This window comes from Helicobacter apodemus, from assembly GCF_000765745.2.
Lineage (GTDB): Bacteria > Campylobacterota > Campylobacteria > Campylobacterales > Helicobacteraceae > Helicobacter_D > Helicobacter_D apodemus.
In genome coordinates, this window is the sequence record NZ_JRPC02000005.1 from 26,183 (window position 1) to 44,801 (window position 18,619).

The window sequence follows — 18,619 nt, forward strand, 5'->3', positions numbered from 1 at the left end:
AATAAATGCTTTTAACCTAAAAAGCTTCTCTCAAGGCTCTGTCTTGTTCTTTAATGAATACCTTTAAAACAAGAGATATGTAAATTTTATTTTAGGTAAATTAGTATATAGTTTAATCTCATTTAAACTACTAAAAAGGATAAATAATGCAATTGCGACACACAGACATCAAACAAAAGTCCCTACTTGCTACTAATATTAAAGTAGAGCAGCTTTTAGCGGATAATTTACCCCCCCCCCCGCAGAATATAGATAATAACTTCCAAATACTAGATTTAGGTGCTGGCAAAGGATTCTTTACCAAAATAATTTATACCATTCTTGAGCAAAAGGGTTTTACACCTCAAAAACATCTTAAAGCTTGTGATTGCAATTTGAAAGAATATGCTTTCAATGAATTCATTCCGTGCGAATTTGGAGATTTTAATCAGGGTTTAAAATACGAAGATGATAGCTTTTATTGCGTTATTTCTATGGAAGTTATTGAACATCTAGAAGATCCCTTTAAATACCTTAGAGAAACTGCGAGAATAATTAGCAAAGGAGGCTTCCTGCTCCTTACAACACCCAATATCTTGAATCTTGCCTCAAGAGTTCGTTATTTTTTTAATGGCACCTATCAACTTTTTGGATTTTTACCCCAAGATCCTTTGTTATTTAGAGGTTGTTATCAACATATTAACCCACTCTCCCTTGTGTATCTAAGCTTTATCTTAAAAAAGAATAATTTTAGATTAGAGGTTACGACAGATAGATTCAAAAAATCCTCATTATTCCTCTATTACATTACAAAGCCCTTTTTCTTATTGGCTAAATTCCAAACCATCAAAAGACTTCAAAATAAAGAAAAACAACTTTATGAAGAAAATAAAGATATTATCCCATTAATGTATTCTAAAACTATTCTTTGTGGCAGAACGCTCATTATTAAAGCCATAAAGCACTAATAACTATATCCCAATAAGGCTATTATTTGCCTAGAATCTACTAGAGATTATTTAAAAGCCTAATTAAGGATTTATTGTATAGCCAAGATGTATTTAAAGATTTAAAAACAAAAAACCGCAGAGATTATCTTTTACAAACCCTAAACAATCTACCCAACAAAATAAAATAGATTTTTAGGATGTTAAATGAAGTTTTATTAAAGTTTTATTAGAGTTTTTAAAGCTTTAAGAGATTTTATCAGGGTTTAAAGCAAATAACTTATTGCTACTTTTTGCAGAGATATTTCTTGGTTTATTTTCAAGAAAATCACTCTTAAGTCGCAAATTATGTTGATACAATACTATTCATTAAAGGTGTTATTGTTATGTATGCAGATTCTGCCTTAAGTTTAATTGTGCCTCTTTGCGTGATTGCACTTGTTTTTATCACAAAAAGAGTAGTCTTGTCTTTATTTATTAGTATAGTCTTAGCTGGGGTTATGATAAGCTATCATAAGACTATCACAAATGGAACTACTTTTGATATTGGTAGCCTAGTAGAAGTAATTTCATCACTTACTCCTTACAACAACGACGCAACATTTATCATTATCCAAAACCGCAAGAATTTATGGAAATTGATAGATTTGCTCTATTTGCGTTATTTTCTAAGCTAACTCCAGATAATTTAAAGGTTAAGATTTTATACAAAAAGGGTGAGCTTTTAGCCCCACAGAGAAATAAACTTCATCGCCTACTGCGTCAAGACTTAGGTATTGCAAATGAGATTATAAACAAAAAAATCTTTTTTAAATCAAGGCATTTATTCAATCTAAGCTATGAATGGGAGATGTTTAAACCCTCATCAGATTATTTAAGGCACGAATTAACAGAATTAGCACACGAATTTTACCCAGCACCAAAAGAAATGATAATCGCAATTAATAATGTATGCAACCTACAATGTGTGATGTGCGACCTTCATAATCCAAAATTACAAAAAACCATAAAAATGATTTTTTTAAAAAACGCAAATATTTGGAGACAGAAAAAGTCTATGAAGCCCTTGATTATGCAGGTCACAATGGTGTGCATATGGTTAATCTAAGTGCATATGGCTAGGCATTGCTTGATGAGAGATTGCCAGATTTCATAAAACGAGCAAAAGAGGCTAAAATCCCCTATGTGTTTTTGACAACCAATGGCACACTGCTTGACAAACTAGGCTGCGAACTACTTGAATGCAGCTTAGATTCTATGAATATTAGCACTGATGGCCACTCATCAGAAATGTATGAAAAAATCCGCGGCTTCCCCCTTGAGAAAGTAGAGGAGGGTGTAATAAAATGTGCTAAATACGCACGAGAGTTAAACACAAAAGAACACAACATAAGCTTTAATATAAACTGCGTCTTAGTATATAATGAAATGCGAAATGATGAATTTAAAGCTACTTTTGCACATAAGTGGCGTAAATGGCGAGATATTATCACGCATATAAATTTTATTAGTTGTATCAACAAAAACAACAAAGGAGAATCCATTCTACCCTTAATAAATCCCACCAATAGTGTATGTAGATTGCCCTTTACACGAATGATGATAAACTCATATGGTGCGGTTGAATTTTGCTGCACGATGCTAGGGACACAACATTATTATCCCGTGAAACTACCTAACATCCACGATGATAGTTTAGAAAATATTTGGACAAAAGAGTTTGCCACACACTTACGCAATGAAGTGCTAAGTGATAATTATACGCGTTTTAATATATGCAAAACTTGCTTTGAACGTGAAAGTAGTGTGCTAGAACTCAATGGAGAGTCAAAACAAAATAATGTAGATATTTACTAAGACTTCTCTGCTCTCTTTACTAAAATCCTTAGTAAAGAGAAATTTAATAAGTTATAGCATACTAGAAGTTTTAAAGCTTCAATGTTAAGCAAAATTAAATGTAGCAATAATCCCAAAACCCCTTATAAGTTAGGGAATAACATAACCTACACACAAAATTAAGCAAAGACTCTTATATAAGAGTAGCTTTGTATAACCCCTATAAATTTAGATTGAAATACTAACAACGATTCTTTTAAGATAATTTATACAACTCTTTTAAAAAGGTTTCACACCCAAAAACATTTCAATATATTTATTCCCTACCAATTTGGTTTTAACCCAAGCTAAATATAGCCTTTATTGTATTATTTCTAGGAGACTATTAAGCCTCTTTATCTTAAAAAGTTTATTGAAAAATTCTTTTTGTTTATAACTAATTTCTAACATCAATTACAATGAAAATCTTGAATGATTTTTTTTGCTCCCTCTAGCATAAAAATTGCATCGGAGCCTAGTGTTAAAAAATTAAAACCTAATTTTTCCATTTTTTTAGCGTATGCTGCACTTCCATTATGGATTCCACAAAATTTTTGATATTTTTTGGTTTTTTGTAAAATTAATTTGATAGCTTGAAAAACAACTTCATCTTCTTGATCAAATTTTGGGGTAACACCTAAAGAACAAGATAAATCAGCAGGTCCAATATAGACTCCATCAATACCCTCAACACTTAAAATTTCCTCTAAATTTTCAAATGCTTCTTTAGTTTCAATCATAGCAAACACAAAAGTCTCTTCTTTAGCCACTTCAAAATAATTTTGCTTATATAAAAACTTTGCCCTAATAGGACCAAAGCTCCTCTCACCATAGGGGGGATAATAACAAGACTTCACTAATCTTTGCGCATCTTTTTTAGAGTTAATCATAGGACAAATAATTCCATTTACCCCGGCATCAAGACTCTTCATAATACTTGATTCTTCAAGCCAAGGAACCCTTACAAAAGTTGGTATAGGCTTTATAGCCTGCAACATAGGGATAAGGCTAGAATAATCACTTACTCCGTGTTGCATATCAATAGTTAAGGTATCAAATCCCGCATAAGCCATAACTTCAGCCCCAAAGGCATTATTAAGACTTATCCAACCATTAAGTGTGGATTGTTGATCCTTCCATAAATCAAGGATTCTTTTCATATTCATAACTTATATTGTTGGGTAATGATTTTAGAATTTAGATACTCAAACATCCCCTCTTCCCCACTCTCTCTGCCAAAGCCGCTTGCCTTAATGCCACCAAATGGAATTTCAGCCGCCGCTAGAGCAAAACTATTAATACCCACCATTCCCGCACTAATTTTTTGCGAACTTAAATTTGCTTTTTCTAGCGAATTGGTAAATACATAAGAAGCTAAACCATATTCTGTATTATTTGCTTTGCTAAAAACCCCATCAATATCAGAAAAGCTTTGAATAAGCGCAATAGGACCAAAGATTTCATTGCAAAGCAAATAAGAATCATCGGGTAAATCACGAATAACTGTTGGTTCAAAGAAATAACCTTTTTTAAAAGATTCTGCTCTTTTTCCTCCACAAAGGATTTTACCCCCTGTTTGCCTCACTCTTTGTATAAAACCCTCTATTTCATTAAGCCTTTTTTGTGTAACTAAAGGACCCATATCCACACCCTCTTCTAATCCATTCCCAAGCTTAAGTTTTTTAGTTTCCTCCACAAAAGCTAAACAAAAATCCTCCATAATGTTTTTATGCACATAAAATCGAGTAGGGGATACACAGACTTGTCCAGCATTAGCAAACTTGACTTTAACGCTTAATTGGGCTATTGCTTTGGGATTAGCATCTTCATAAACAATAACGGGTGCATGTCCGCCAAGCTCCATAGTAACTTTTTTAAGCGTTTGGCTAGAATCACGAATAAGTTGTTGCCCTACTGCTGTTGAACCTGTTAGAGACACTTTCCTTACACGAGGATCTTGCATAAGAATTTCTGAAATCTTTAGAGCCTTGCCACATAAAAGAGAAACCATTCCTTTAGGAAAATTTGCTTTATGGATGGCATCTAGGAGTTTCATACTCACTAAAGGAGCAATATCGGTGCTACGAATGATAATCGGACAACCAGCGGCTAACGCAGGAGCTATCTTTCTTGCCGTTAATAACATAGGAAAATTCCATGATGAAAAAGCAGCCACTATCCCTATAGGCTCATATTTAACATACACTTCTGTAGAAGGGTTTCTGCTTTGAAGAACCTGCCCTTTGATTCTTTTAGTTTGCTCTCCAAACCAAATAAATTGATCAATAGCTAAATTCATCTCTCGCATACTTTGTGCTAGAGGTTTTCCTGTTTCTAAAGAAATGATTTTTGCTATCTCATCAAGATCACTTTTTAAAAGATCTGCAATTTTTTGTAACTTTTCCGCCCTCTCCCAAGCATTGAGTTTTTTGTATTCTTCTAATGCAATACTTGCGGCATCAATAGCATTCCTTACTTGATTACTTGAAGCTGAAGCAACAGTTCCTAAAACCTCTTCATTAAAAGGATTAATAACCTCAAAACTATCCTCCTCACCTTTTACAAACTCTCCATTAATATATAAACCATAATCATTGTAACTTTTCACATTTTTCCTTTATAATGCATATTTTGCTTTAATGCTAGCAATTTCAATCATTTGTTTTTGTTGATGAGATTGCAAAGCCGCTAAGGCTAGAATAGTCGCTTCAATACTCTCATCTATTCCTACACTTGGGGGATTATTATTTTGAACATTAAAAATAAAATCCTCTAGTTCATTTTTATAAGAATCCCTATAACGTTCCAAAAAGAAATCAAGAGGATTTTCTCTGCTCTCATTTTCTTTATTACAAAGAATTACAGAATTGTCATATTTATTATCACAAAAAATGCGTCCATCTTTTCCTAAAACTTCAATTCTTTGATCATACCCATAAACAGCACTTCTGCAGTTTTCAATACTGGCTAAAGATCCATCCATTAAAGTAAAAAGCAAAAATGCTGTATCAACATCAATATCGCCATAATCAGTTACTAAATTCGTAGCATTGACAAATATACTTTGAACTTCCTTTTTGGTGATAAACCTTAACATATCAAAATCATGGATACTCATATCCAAAAACATACCTCCTGAAGCTTCCACATAATTTCTTGGTGGAGGAGAAAAATCCCTAGAAGTAATGCGGGTTTGCACTAATTTCCCAACCGCACCTTCTTGAATTTCTTTGGCAATTTTCCTAAAATTCGAATCAAATCGGCGATTAAAGCCTACTTGTAAAAAAACATTCTCTTTTTCAACCAATTGCTTAATTTCAAGAATCCTCTTTAAGTCTAAATCAATGGGTTTTTCACAAAAAATTATTTTATGAGCAAGAATGGACTTTTTAATTAAATCATAATGTGTATCACTTGGCGTGCAAATAAAAACTGTATCAATTTGGGGATTTTCAAAAATATCTTTTTCATCTTTACTAAAAGAGACGCCAAGTGCTTTTATAAAATCCTCATCAATAAAAGGATCAACCACCATTTTTAAATCCACTTTTGGATGATTAATTAAATTTTTAATATGAATTTTTCCAATTCTTCCTGTGCCAAAAATACCAACTTTTATCATTTACATACCCTTTATATTTAAAATATTCGAGGTTCTCCCTCTCTTGGACTATCTTTTACTAAAAAATCAAAATCACAACCCTCATGAGCCTGTGTTACATGGTCTGTATAGAGCTTTACATATCCACTTGTATAATCTCTCCTTGGGGGTTGAAATTCCTTACGTCTTTGTTCTAATTCTTCCTCAGAGAGACAAACTTCTAAAAGACGTTTTTCAACATCTAAAGAAATCCAATCTCCCGTTTTTACTAAGGCTAAATTACCCCCTATATAGGACTCTGGACTCACATGTAAAACACAAGCCCCATAGCTTGTTCCACTCATTCTTGCATCAGAAATACGCAAAATATCTTTTACGCCTCGTTTTAAAAGCTTTTTAGGAATAGGAAGTTGTCCCCATTCAGGCATTCCAGGAGCTCCTAATGGTCCTGCATTTTTAAGGATTAAAACGGTATTCTCATCAACATCTAAATCCTCTTTATCAATCTCCTCTTTTAGGGTTTGAATATCGTCATAAACTAAAGCTCTGCCTTTATGTTTTAAGAGTCTTTTTTCACAAGCTGATTGCTTTAAAATTGCTCCATTTAAACAGAGGTTGCCTCTCAAAACCGCCAAAGAAGGATTGCTATTAAAAGGCTTTTGCAAAGTAGCGATTACTTCTTGATTAAATACTTTTGCCTCTTCGATATTTTCATACAAAGAAGCAAGATTAACCGTTTTAATATTATGTAATTTTGGTTGTAATACCTTTTGTAACGCTAAGATTCCTCCAGCATAATAAAAATCTTCCATAACATATTTTCCAGAGGGTTTTAGATTTAAGAGCAAGGGGACATCTCTACCTATCTTTTCAAAATCATCAAGCTCTAAGGGGATCTTTGCTCTTTTTGCTAATGCGACTAAATGGATAATAGCATTAGTAGAACCCCCTATGGCGTTTAAAGTAACAATAGCGTTTTCAAAAGATTCTCTGCTTAGAATATCACTAGGTTTAATATCTTTATGAACTAGCTCAACAATTTTAACGCCACATTCTCTAGCCATTCTTTTATGGTTTGAATCTACCGCAGGAATAGAAGAAGCTCCAGGCAAAGACATTCCTAAGGCTTCTGCCATAGTCATCATAGTTGCAGCCGTCCCCATAGTCATACAAGTCCCTGCACTTCTAGCAATACCCATCTCAAGCTTTCTCCACTCACAATCACCAAAACAACCTGCTTGCCTTAAGTCCCAATACTTCCAAACATCTGTCCCACTTCCTAAAGATTCCCCTTCAAAATTACCTTTTAACATTGCTCCTGCTGGCATATAAATAGTGGGAATATTAAAAGAAAAAGCCCCCATTAATACTCCTGGGGTAGTTTTATCACATCCTCCCATAACTACCGCTCCATCTACAGGGAATGCCCTAAGAATTTCTTCAACCTCCATAGCCAAAAAATTCCTAAACATCATTGAAGTGGGTTTAATAAGCTGCTCTCCTACGCTCATAACAGGTATCTCCATAGGAAATCCACCCGCTTGAAAAACCCCTCTTTTAATATCTTCTACTCTTTCTTTAAAATGAGTATGGCAAGTATTAAAGTCATTCCAAGTATTAATAATGCCAATAATAGGTTTTCCAATATATTCTTGTGGGGAATATCCCATTTGATTGACTCTAGAGCGATGTCCAAAGCTTCTTAAATCATCTTTTTCAAACCATCTTAAACTTCTTAATTTTTTCATTAACACCCCCTAAACCTTTTCTTCTTTTTTGCTTTCAGAAGAGGCAATGATGGCATTAATAACTTTAGCAACCTTTGCAGCAGCCTCAAAATTTGCAAAATTTGCAAAATTTGGGTTATGAATTTTCTCTAAAAAATTGGCTATTTCTATAACTTTTAATTCATCATATCCAATACTAGAGCCATTAGAGGGATTGAAATAATGATGGTAGGGGTGTATTGGAGAAGAATAGATTTTTCTATACCCCATAGCAGATTCATCTTCCTCTCTTAAAAACAAATGCAAAGTATTCATTTCTTCAAAATTCCATTTAATACTTCCTTTAGAGCCATAAATTTCAAAGGAATGCTCAGATGTAGGACCAAAAAAGATTCTTGAAGCATCAATAAATCCCTCGCAACCATTTTGAAAACTAATCCTTGCTGCAACATAGTCATCATTAGTTACTTCCTTAAGGACTGCATTTTTATCTGCCTTTGCATAATGACTAGCTCCCCCCTTAGCAACAGGTCTTTGAGATATGAATGTCTTTAAAGTGCCATTAACACTTTTTATATCTCCAACCAAATAAAGTGCCATATCTATGGCGTGAGTCATAATATCTGTTATTGCTCCTAAGCCATTTTCTTTTTCAAAACGCCAAGAATAACAACTTCTTTCATCCGCTGCATAACACGAAAAAAATCTACCCCGATAGCTGTAGATTTTCCCGATTTTTCCCTCATCAATAAGTTTTTTTGTGTATTGCACTAAGGGTGCCCAACGATAATTAAAGCCTACGCAAGTCTGCTTAGAATAATTTTTAGTTAGCTCATAGGCTTCTAGAGTTTCTTTTGGGAATGCACCAATTGGCTTCTCACAATTAATATGCTTACCCTTTTGGATACAATATTTAATGATTTCTAAATGTAGAGCATTGGGAGTTGTAATATCTACAACTTCCACTTTAGGGTGATCAACAACAGCTTGCCAAGAGGTGGTATATTCTTCAAAACCAAATTTATCTTTAGCCGTTTTTGCTCTCTCTTTGAGAATTTCACTACAAATAATAAGTTTAGGGGAAATATTTTTATTGGCAAATTTGAGTTTATAATTAATATAAGCACTACTATGCACTTCTCCCATCCACCCCATTCCAATCACTCCAACACCTATTTCTTTCATGGCTTATCCTGTTATTTTTTTAATAAATCACTAATTGTATTAAACGCCATTTTTGAGTAAGTATAAGGATCTGCTCTTTTGGGATCTTGTTCTGCTTCTATAACAATCCATCCTTCATATTGTGTTGCTTTTAAAAAATTAATGATTTCTGTAAAATTAATCACTCCATCACCAGGAACGGTATAAACACCTGCTAAAACAGCTTCTAAAAAACTTTTGTCTTGTTTTATCATCTCTTTTTTAACTGCATCTCTCACATCCTTTAAATGGATATGGTAAATTCTATCTCTATGCTTTTTAAGCTCCCTAAAAGGCTCTTCACCTGCAAAGTAATAATGCCCTGTATCAAAAGTGATTCCAATATCTTTAGAACCATATTGTAAAAATAAATCCACTTCCTTGGCGGTTTGAAAAATAGTTCCTATATGATGATGATAAGCAAGGATTACACCCTTATTTTTAGCAAATTCGTGCAAGAGAGAATATTTTTCAGCGTATTGCTTGATTTCATCTTCTTTTAAAATGGGTTTATGGCTAAGCCCTAAAGGCTTCCCTTGAATAGTATTAGAGCATTCAGCATAGACAATATTATGGCTATTGCAATAAACCCTCCTTTCTATTTCTTGCAGTAATACCCTTTTTTCCTCCGCAAGAGAGTTTGTAAGCAAATTCCCGCTAAACCAACCCCCCACTAACTCAAGCTCATAATCATTCAGGATTTTCTTTAATGCCTTTTTATCTTTTGGGAATTTATTACCCAGCTCTACTCCATCAAATCCAATCTCTTTAGCGTCCCTAAGAAAAGTCGTTAATGGTGTTTCTCCCCCAAGTTCTGGCAAATCATCATTACTCCACGCAATAGGTGCAATGCCTAATTTTACATTAATAGCATATTCCATAGCATTAAACCCCTTTACGTTGTCTTTGGAAATTTTCTTCAAATTTGATTCTTGCTTTTTGTATGGATTCTTTATGGCTTACTTCTGGCACTCCAACTTGCCACCATACATTAGAATACTCTGACCAATCATATTTAGAAACTTTAATATGAATAAGAAAGCTCACTTTGCTCTCCCTTGCTTGCTTAAAAGCTTCCTTAAATGCCTCAATAGAATCCACAAATACACCCTCTGCCCCCATACTTTTAGCATTCATAACAAAATCTGTCATAAAGGGCTTATTAGCCATTTTACAATCTTCTATAAGGTTATTAAAAGGCTCTCCTCCTTGATTAATCTGTAAGCGATTAATAACGGCATATCCTTGATTATCACACACAATAATAATCATCTTATCCCCACTTAGCACCGAAGAGTAAATTTCAGCATTTAACATCATATAAGAACCATCCCCTACAAGCACAATCGTATCACCCTCTTTATGGGCAATAGCAGAACCATATCCTCCTGATATTTCATAGCCCATACAAGAAAAACCATATTCGTGATCAATAGAATTAAAACCGAGATTTCTCCATAATGTATTAAACTCCCCGGGTAACCCACCCGCTGCCAAAATAATTCTATCTTTTGGAGTAGCTAAAGCATTGATTGCCCCTATTACATTTGCATAAGTGGTTATTTCTTTTTTCTCTTGAGTTTTTTCTTCAATATATTGATTATATTTATTTTTATTTTCAAAAGCTGTTTTTAAGAAAATCTCTTCAATTTTTATTAAGGCACAAAGTTCTTTAAGGTCAATTAGTGCTTCTTTAGCGTCAGCACAAATTGCAATAAAAGAATGTTTAACACAATCTGCGGCATTGGCATTAATAGAGATAATTTTAGCACTCTCTTTAAAATTACTCCAAGAAGCGGTTGTAAAATCTTGCAACCTTGTTCCAATGGCAAGAATCAAAGTAGCACTTTTAACAAGCTCATTAGCAGAACAAGAACCCAAAACTCCAATGGGTCCAATATTATAGGATTCATTATGGGGTACTAAAGATTTCGCACTAACTGTTGTTACATAGGGTATTCCTAAAGAATGCACAAAATCCAAAAATTCTTTTTGGGCTTCAGAATAAATCAATCCAGCCCCCGCAATAATGGCTATTTTGTTATGTTTTTGCATTTCTATCACAGCTTGTCTTAAAATCTCTTTATCAGCTCTTTGTCTAGGAATAATATGCAATCTCTTATAAAAAAAAGCCTCAGGAAAATCATAAGCTTGTGCTTGAATATCTTGGCATAAGCCTATAAAAACTGGACCACAAGTGGCGGGATTAAGCATAGTTTCAATAGCCATTGGCAGACTTTGCATAATCTGCTCTGCTTGGGTGATTCTATCCCAATACTTTACAATCGGCTTAAAGCAATCATTAGCAGAAAGAGTTGGGTCATAGCTTTGTTCGATTTGTTGCAAAACAGGAGAGGGCAGGCGGCTATTAAAATAATCTCCTGCTAGAATCAATAAAGGTAGAGAATTCGTATAAGCAACCCCACAAGCGGTAATCATATTTGTAGCCCCTGGTCCAACAGAGGAAGTGGCAAACATAATCCTTTTGCGATTTTTTGCTTTGGTATATCCAATAGCTGCTAATGCCATCGATTGTTCATTTTGTCCCCTATATGTAGGAAACTCACCTTTGACATCATATAAAGCCTCCGCAAAGCAAGTAACATTCCCATGCCCAAAGATTCCAAACCCTCCATAAAAAAGCCTTTCTTCTTTGTTATTAATTTCAATGTATTGATTCATAAGATACTTAACGATAGCCTGCCCTACTGTCAATTTAATTGTTTTCATAAATTTTCTCCATTATAGGTTTTTTGTCGCTTCGCCAAGTTCAGCCGTTAGATCTTGTATAGTTTTATCTCCAGCCATTTTGTTTTGCAATTCCTCCGTTGTAATTTCATCTTTTTTAAAAGTGCCTAAAGTTTTTCCACGATTAAGAATAGTAAATCTATCCCCTACCGCATAGGCGTGAAAAACATTATGCGTAATAAAAATAACACCTAGATTCCTTTTTCTAGCTTGTAAAATATATTTTAAAACCATTGAAGATTGTGCGACCCCTAAAGCAGAAGTAGGCTCATCAAGTATTAAAACTTTTGCCCCAAAATGCACCGCTTTTGCAATAGCTAAACATTGTCTCTCCCCTCCACTTAATGTGCCAATAGGTTGAGAGGGTTCTCGCACATTTATACCTATCTCCTGCATAGCTTCAATAGTGATTTTATTCGCCTTTTTAAAATCCAAAATGTTTAAAAAGGGAATCTTTTTTAAAATCTCATCTTCTCTACCTAAAAAGAAATTTCTTGTAAGTGACATTAGAGGAATCGTAGATAAATCTTGATAAACTGTCGCTACACCTTCATCTAAAATCTTTTGGGGAGTAGGATGAATAACATCTTTACCATTGATTTTATAAATACCTGAAGTTTTTTCATGCACACCTGCTAAAGTTTTTATAAGGGTAGATTTTCCTGCTCCATTATCCCCCAATAAACACATTACTTCACCCGGATATAAATCCATACTAATTCCATTTAAAGCAATAATATTCCCAAAATGTTTCGTAATATTTTCAATATGAATAATTGGCGCACTCATTGTCTCATCACCTTTTTCCTCACAGAATTGCTAAAAATCACCGCTACTAAAAGCATACAACCTAAAAAAACCCTAAAGTAATCATTATCAATTCCTGTATAGCTAATACCAATATTGACAATACCAAAAATCAAAGCCCCCAAAGAAGCACCAATCACTGTTCCATAACCTCCAGTAAGCAATGCTCCGCCCATAACAACAGCAATAATGGCTTCAAATTCTTTTAAAATACCCCTTTGGGCATCTGCTGAACCATAATCAAAAACTTGGCAAGTAGCAAAAATGGTTGCAGATACTGCAGTAAAGATAAAAAGGCAAATTTTAACTTTATCGGTAGAAACTCCCATATTTTTAGAGGCTTGTTCATCTCCTCCTATAGCGTAGATCCAATTTCCATATTTGGTTAAACGCAACAAAATAACACCAAAAATTGTTAAACCAATCCACCATATTACAACCATTTTAATACCTGTAACAACAGGAGTCCCATCATCATAAGTAGCGATAATACCACTTTGGGCAAGAAATGTAAAAAGGCTTGTAAAAGTTTCGCCACCAAAAAAGGCAGCCAAAATACTATCTGCTGTGTATTGATTAACCCCAGAAACAAGAGTTTGGTTAGTAAAAAGCCTTGATAAAGCAACAGTTAGCCCCCTTAAAATAAATAAAGTTCCCAATGTTACGATAAAAGAGGGCAATCTTGTTTTAACAACCAAATAACCATTCAAAAAACCAATAAAGATTGAAAAAATAAAGGTTAGCACAATAGCTACTGCTGGATTTATTTTAAATTCAACAACAAAAATAGCTATCATCATTCCAGCAAACCCTATCATAGAACCAACTGATAAATCAAACTCACCAGCAATCATCAATAAACAAACGCTTACCGCTAAAATCCCAATTAAAGCAGCCTGTTCTGTCCATGACAGGACGCCCTCAAGAGAAAACATATCCCCACTTGCCAAAAAAGAAAAAATTACAAAAATTAGAACTACACCTAAAACAGGCGGGAATTCGGGTCTTTTTAAGACTTTTAAAAAAACACTTTCTTCTTTCAGACGCTCATCTGCCATAAAAACTCCTTTTATATTGATTTTTATCTATATTTACCCGCATATTCTTCAACAAATTTGACATTATCTTTTGTTATAAATGCTGGTCCAGTAAGAATCTCATCTTGACTAGGCAACATTCCATAACGGACATATTTATTTAAGAAAATAACAGGCAAGTAACCCTGTAAATAAGGTTGTTGGTCAATGGTAAAAGCAATCATATCGTTTTTAATAGCATTGACAGTTTCCTTACTTAAATCAAAAGCTACAAAATAAGGTTTATTATTTAACTTTTTATTTTTAAATAAATTAATCACAGGTTCAGTGCTTTGAGGTCCTGTTGTAAGAACTGCATCCACTTTTGTTAAAAAAGGTTCTATTCTTTTTTGAATCTCTGTAGGATCTTGTCCCACATCAACCATATCATTTTTAATACCTAAACCATCAGCAAAACCTTGACATCTTTGCTCTTGCAAAAAGTTTGTAATATCGTGATTTGCACACACAAAGCTTTTGATGGAATCTCCTCTCTCCTCTTTAGCTTTTTGTCCTGCTAACAAACCCGCACGGTATTCATTCATCCCAATAAACATTAAGATTCCTAATTCTTTTGTATATTCTTGTCCAGAATTAACATTAATTACAGGGATTTTTAAATCAATAGCTCTTTTTATCTCTTTACTCAAAGAATTTCTATCCCTAATAGTAACGACAATTCCATCGGGTCTTTTTGAAATTGCTGATTGCATTAATCTTGCTAACTCCGTTAAATCTCCTGTTGGGGAATTGCGATAATCTGTTTTGATATTTAGTTCTTTACCCGCATCTTGAAAACCATTTTTCACAACATTCCAAAAAGGATCAGTATCCTTCCCACCACTAATAAATACAATATTGACATCCTTTGCTAAAGCCATACTAAAAAGTATGCTAACCATTAAAAACTTTTTTAACATTATTACACTCCTTTCACATATTTTAAAATGATAATGTATTGTTATTATGAATTAGAATTTCATAAAAAGAAAAGTATTTTGAAAATTTGTAACAAACTTAATTTGTAGTGGTGTATTTTTGTAACATATATTTTTGATAATATTTAAGATTTCTTTTATATATATTGTCAATTTTTTAGCATTTAAGCATGGATTTAAAACACAAATACTTAAAAAGGCTGCTATAAATGCGATATATTCTTTATTGAAATTTGCCAAATAAAAATAGTTTGACATACTTTATTTGGTATTCATTGAAATGCTTTATGTATCACCAAAAATGGATATTCCTAAAATTAAAAATATATTCGGTAATAAAAAACACAATGAATAATTTTTATAGGAAGTTAAGTGAAGTTTTATTAAAGTTTTCTAAAATTTAAAAAATTTTGTAAGTTTATAACTGAAATTTTATTTTAAGACAATTTCAATATAGAAGCGTTTTTACAATGCTTTGATTTAAGGATATGATTTATGGAAACTATTAAAGCGTTAATCAATGGAAATTTTATTGAGAGCCAAACAAAGCAATTTGTTGAAGTGCTATCTCCACTCACTCAAGAATGCATAGCCAAAGTTCCTTGTATGCTAGAAGAGGAGATTAATGAAGCGGTTAAGTCCGCTAATGAGGCTTATTTACAATGGAAAAATACGCCTATTATGGCACGAACAAGAGTTATGTTAAAATACCAAGCATTAATAAAAGACAATTTAGAAGAGCTTGCTACAATTCTTTCAATGGAACAGGGCAAGACTTTTGATGATGCTAAAGGCGATTTGACACGTGGCTATGAAGTTGTAGAATTTGCTTGTTCTGCACCCACTTTAATGATGGGAGAAACCGTTGAAAATGTCGCAAAAGAAATGAATACCTTTTCTTATAAACAACCTTTAGGCGTATGTGCAGGAATTACACCTTTTAATTTTCCGGGTATGATTCCTTTATGGATGTTTCCTTTAGCGATTGTTGCCGGTAATGCTTTTATATTAAAACCCTCTGAAATGGTCCCAAAAACTGCTATGAGATTAGCTGAATTATTTTTAGAAAGTGGAGTACCCAAAGGACTATTACAAGTTGTTCATGGGCAAAAAGAACAAGTCGATATACTTTTAGAACATCCTCTAATAAAAGCTTACTCCTTTGTGGGATCTCCAAAAGTCGGAGCCTATATTTATTCAAAAGCTACTCATAATCTTAAAAGAGCTCAAGCTTTAGTTGGGGCGAAAAATCATATGGTAATTATGCCTGATATTAATGAAACACAAGTAATTAACGCTCTAATTGGTGCTTCAATGGGTGCAGCTGGACAAAGATGTATGGCTATATCCGTTGCCATTTTTGTTGGTGATTCTAAAAAATATATTCCACGCCTAATAGAAAAACTAAAAGCTATTAAACCTGGTGCTTGGAATGATCCTAATGCAGCTTATGGTCCGCTTATTACTAGAGCATCTCTTAAGCGTGTAAAAGACCTAATTGAAACAGGCATTAAAGAAGGAGCAAACCTAATATTAGATGGTCGAAATATTCAAGTTGAAGGTTATCCAGATGGAAACTGGCTAGGTCCTTGTGTTTTCACTCAAGTAAAAACACATATGGAGATTTACAAAAGAGAGATTTTTGCTCCTGTCTTATGTATCATAGAAGTCAATAATATCTATGAAGCTTTAGAAATTATTAATCAAAATGAGTTTGGTAATGGCACTTCCATCTTTACTAATTCACTCTCCTGTGCAAATTACTTTATAAAAGAAGTAACTGTAGGGCAAGTCGGGGTTAATGTGCCTATTCCTGTTCCACTGCCTTTCTTTTCATTTACAGGCTGGAAAGGTTCATTTTATGGAGATTTACACGCTTATGGAAAACAAGCGATTAATTTTTACACTGAAACAAAAACTGTTACACAAAAGTATTTCTTGGAAGCAAACAAGGAAGGTATTGTTTTCAATTTTCAGGAAAATCACTCTAAGTAACAAATTATATTTTAAATGTATTTATTAAAGGTTTAAGGTTATTTTTATGTATGCGGATTCTGCTTTAAGTTTGATTGTTCCTCTTTGTGTGATTGCACTTGTATTTATCACCAAAAGAGTAGTTTTGTCTTTATTTATTGGTATAGCTATAGCCGGTGTTATGGTAACTTATCATAACGCTACCGCAAATGGGAATTCTTTTAATATTGGTAGTCTATGGGATGTGCTTGTTTATATTTATAAAAGCATTTCTAGTGTTTTTTATAGTTTTAATGAAACTGGTAATATTCAATGGGAAAGTTCTAATCTCTATGTATTTGGCTTCTTAATCATCCTAGGAATCATCACACAAATGATAGCCTACTCTGGAGGAATAGCCGCTTTTGTGCAATGGGCAAAAAATAAAGTCAATACCGCAAAGGGTTCAGAATTTTTAGCTTTTATTGCTGGCATTGTAATTTTCATTGATGATTATTTTAATGCTTTAACTGTCGGACAGCTTACGAAATCCTTAAATGATGCTAATCACTCTACACGTGAGAGACTTGCTTATATTATTGATTCAACCTCAGCCCCTGTATGTATTTTAATGCCTATTTCAAGCTGGGGAGCCTATATCTTAGGAATAATGGCAACATTAGGTGAAGGGCAAGATTTTTTTGTTTTGCTCTCAAGTATTTGGGGAAATTATTATGCTTGGTTTGCTCTTTTTGCAGTTTTTTTGACCATTTATTGGCAAATAAATCTCCCTGCTATGAAAAAATACAAAAATAGAGGAGTTCGTGACTTTCTCTCTACCACCCAAAAAGAAGGTAGTCATATAGGATTATTAATTATCCCCATTTTTGCTTTAATTGGTTTTATTACACTTTTGATTTTATGGACAGGCTATAAAGAAAGTGGTAAGCTTGATTTATTGGAAATGTTAGCAAATACTCAAACAGGATTCTCTCTCTTTTGGGGCGGACTTGCAGCTTTAGTCCTTAATCTTTTAATTTCGTGGAAATATTTAGAAAAAAGAGCCTTCTTCCCTATTTTTAAAATAGGCACTTATTCGATGATTCCGGCAAGCTTTATTTTGGTGCTTGCTTGGAGTATTGGTCCAGTTATCAAAGAAGATATGCAAACAGGAATCTACTTAGCCAATCTTACAAAAGTTTGGCTAGAGGGCGGGGTAGGCTATTCTTCTGTAGCTATTCCTTTAGCAACTTTTATTATCTCTGCATTTATTGCATTTTGCACGGGCACAAGCTGGGGAACTTTTGCGATTATGCTACCTATTGGTTTAAATTTAGCAACCACTAATAATGTAGAATTTGCATTTGTAATGTCTGCTGTGCTTTCTGGTGCTGTTTATGGAGACCACGCTTCACCTATTTCAGATACTACAATATTATCAGCAACAGGTGCAGGTTGTTCGGTAGAAAGCCATTTTATTACACAACTACCTTATGTAAGCACAACCGCTTTAGTAGCTTTTGTTAGCTTTGCTATAGCAAGTTATTTTAATTCCATTCTATTAGGCTATGGAGTGGGTGTTTTACTATTATTGGGAATTTTTGGATTGTATAAGAAAGCCTACGCTTAATTAAACAAGCAAATTGGTTGTGCCTTTCAACCAATAGCGTAAATTTATAATAACAAAAAATTTTTCACGCTAAAGCTATAAGGTGTATCCTCTAATGTGCTTTTAAGATTCTCTAACACAAAATCCTTGAAACTC

At 33.6% G+C, this 18,619-nt stretch carries 16 protein-coding genes; 6 read left to right on the forward strand and 10 right to left on the reverse strand.

The genetic code is table 11. The features are described from left to right. Nucleotides 1-146: 146 nt before the first annotated feature. The 4 genes from LS72_RS02630 to LS72_RS02645 all read left to right on the forward strand — a co-directional run bounded on the left by LS72_RS02630 (nucleotide 147) and on the right by LS72_RS02645 (nucleotide 2,783). A complete protein-coding gene (locus LS72_RS02630; RefSeq protein WP_138154966.1) occupies nucleotides 147-947 on the forward strand; it encodes a class I SAM-dependent methyltransferase in 801 nt (266 codons plus the stop codon). Nucleotides 948-1,312: 365 nt separating this feature from the next. Continuing rightward, on the forward strand, nucleotides 1,313-1,603 hold the full coding sequence (locus LS72_RS02635) for a hypothetical protein (protein ID WP_034554075.1): 291 nt from the start codon (nucleotides 1,313-1,315) through the stop codon (nucleotides 1,601-1,603). Continuing rightward, the gene (locus LS72_RS02640; RefSeq protein WP_052087301.1) at nucleotides 1,558-2,034 is read left to right on the forward strand and encodes a hypothetical protein; all 477 of its coding nucleotides are present in this window, start codon (nucleotides 1,558-1,560) and stop codon (nucleotides 2,032-2,034) included. Before LS72_RS02635 ends, LS72_RS02640 begins: the two co-directional genes overlap by 46 nt. Before the next feature lie 17 nt (nucleotides 2,035-2,051). Beyond that, on the forward strand, nucleotides 2,052-2,783 hold the full coding sequence (locus LS72_RS02645; RefSeq protein WP_052087302.1) for a radical SAM/SPASM domain-containing protein: 732 nt from the start codon (nucleotides 2,052-2,054) through the stop codon (nucleotides 2,781-2,783). A 428-nt stretch (nucleotides 2,784-3,211) separates the two neighbouring features. Here the strand turns inward: LS72_RS02645 and LS72_RS02650 are convergent, their stop codons facing one another. The 10 genes from LS72_RS02650 to LS72_RS02695 are packed head-to-tail and all read right to left on the reverse strand — an operon-like array spanning nucleotide 3,212 to nucleotide 14,883. Then, nucleotides 3,212-3,961, reverse strand: a complete 750-nt coding sequence (locus LS72_RS02650) for an HpcH/HpaI aldolase family protein (protein ID WP_202978613.1) — start codon at nucleotides 3,959-3,961, stop codon at nucleotides 3,212-3,214. Nucleotides 3,962-3,963: 2 nt separating this feature from the next. Then, nucleotides 3,964-5,409, reverse strand: a complete 1,446-nt coding sequence (locus tag LS72_RS02655; RefSeq protein WP_034554079.1) for an NAD-dependent succinate-semialdehyde dehydrogenase — start codon at nucleotides 5,407-5,409, stop codon at nucleotides 3,964-3,966. Between the two features lie 9 nt (nucleotides 5,410-5,418). Beyond that, complete coding sequence (iolG, locus tag LS72_RS02660; protein ID WP_034554081.1) at nucleotides 5,419-6,423, reverse strand: inositol 2-dehydrogenase; 1,005 nt, start codon at nucleotides 6,421-6,423, stop codon at nucleotides 5,419-5,421. 17 nt (nucleotides 6,424-6,440) lie between these two features. Then, nucleotides 6,441-8,150, reverse strand: coding sequence for an L-arabinonate dehydratase (gene araD / locus LS72_RS02665; protein WP_034554084.1), 1,710 nt, complete (start codon nucleotides 8,148-8,150; stop codon nucleotides 6,441-6,443). Between the two features lie 9 nt (nucleotides 8,151-8,159). Continuing rightward, the gene (locus LS72_RS02670) at nucleotides 8,160-9,314 is read right to left on the reverse strand and encodes a Gfo/Idh/MocA family protein (protein WP_034554087.1); all 1,155 of its coding nucleotides are present in this window, start codon (nucleotides 9,312-9,314) and stop codon (nucleotides 8,160-8,162) included. 11 nt (nucleotides 9,315-9,325) lie between these two features. After that, nucleotides 9,326-10,213 (reverse strand): myo-inosose-2 dehydratase, encoded by an 888-nt coding sequence (iolE, locus tag LS72_RS02675; protein WP_034554090.1) that lies wholly within the window; start codon nucleotides 10,211-10,213, stop codon nucleotides 9,326-9,328. A 4-nt stretch (nucleotides 10,214-10,217) separates the two neighbouring features. Beyond that, nucleotides 10,218-12,062, reverse strand: coding sequence for a 3D-(3,5/4)-trihydroxycyclohexane-1,2-dione acylhydrolase (decyclizing) (gene iolD / locus LS72_RS02680; protein ID WP_034554092.1), 1,845 nt, complete (start codon nucleotides 12,060-12,062; stop codon nucleotides 10,218-10,220). Nucleotides 12,063-12,074: 12 nt separating this feature from the next. Further along, entirely contained in the window at nucleotides 12,075-12,869 is a 795-nt protein-coding gene (locus LS72_RS02685; protein ID WP_034554094.1) for an ATP-binding cassette domain-containing protein, read from the reverse strand. Further along, nucleotides 12,866-13,945, reverse strand: coding sequence for an ABC transporter permease (locus LS72_RS02690; protein ID WP_138154969.1), 1,080 nt, complete (start codon nucleotides 13,943-13,945; stop codon nucleotides 12,866-12,868). The genes LS72_RS02685 and LS72_RS02690 overlap by 4 nt, the downstream gene beginning before the upstream one ends. Before the next feature lie 23 nt (nucleotides 13,946-13,968). Next, nucleotides 13,969-14,883, reverse strand: a complete 915-nt coding sequence (locus LS72_RS02695; RefSeq protein ID WP_034553789.1) for a sugar ABC transporter substrate-binding protein — start codon at nucleotides 14,881-14,883, stop codon at nucleotides 13,969-13,971. Nucleotides 14,884-15,396: 513 nt separating this feature from the next. Between LS72_RS02695 and LS72_RS02700 the strand changes: the two genes are divergently transcribed. Continuing rightward, nucleotides 15,397-16,896, forward strand: a complete 1,500-nt coding sequence (locus LS72_RS02700; RefSeq protein WP_052087283.1) for a CoA-acylating methylmalonate-semialdehyde dehydrogenase — start codon at nucleotides 15,397-15,399, stop codon at nucleotides 16,894-16,896. Nucleotides 16,897-16,942: 46 nt separating this feature from the next. Next, nucleotides 16,943-18,484, forward strand: a complete 1,542-nt coding sequence (locus LS72_RS02705; RefSeq protein WP_034553791.1) for a Na+/H+ antiporter NhaC family protein — start codon at nucleotides 16,943-16,945, stop codon at nucleotides 18,482-18,484. Nucleotides 18,485-18,619 lie beyond the last annotated feature (135 nt).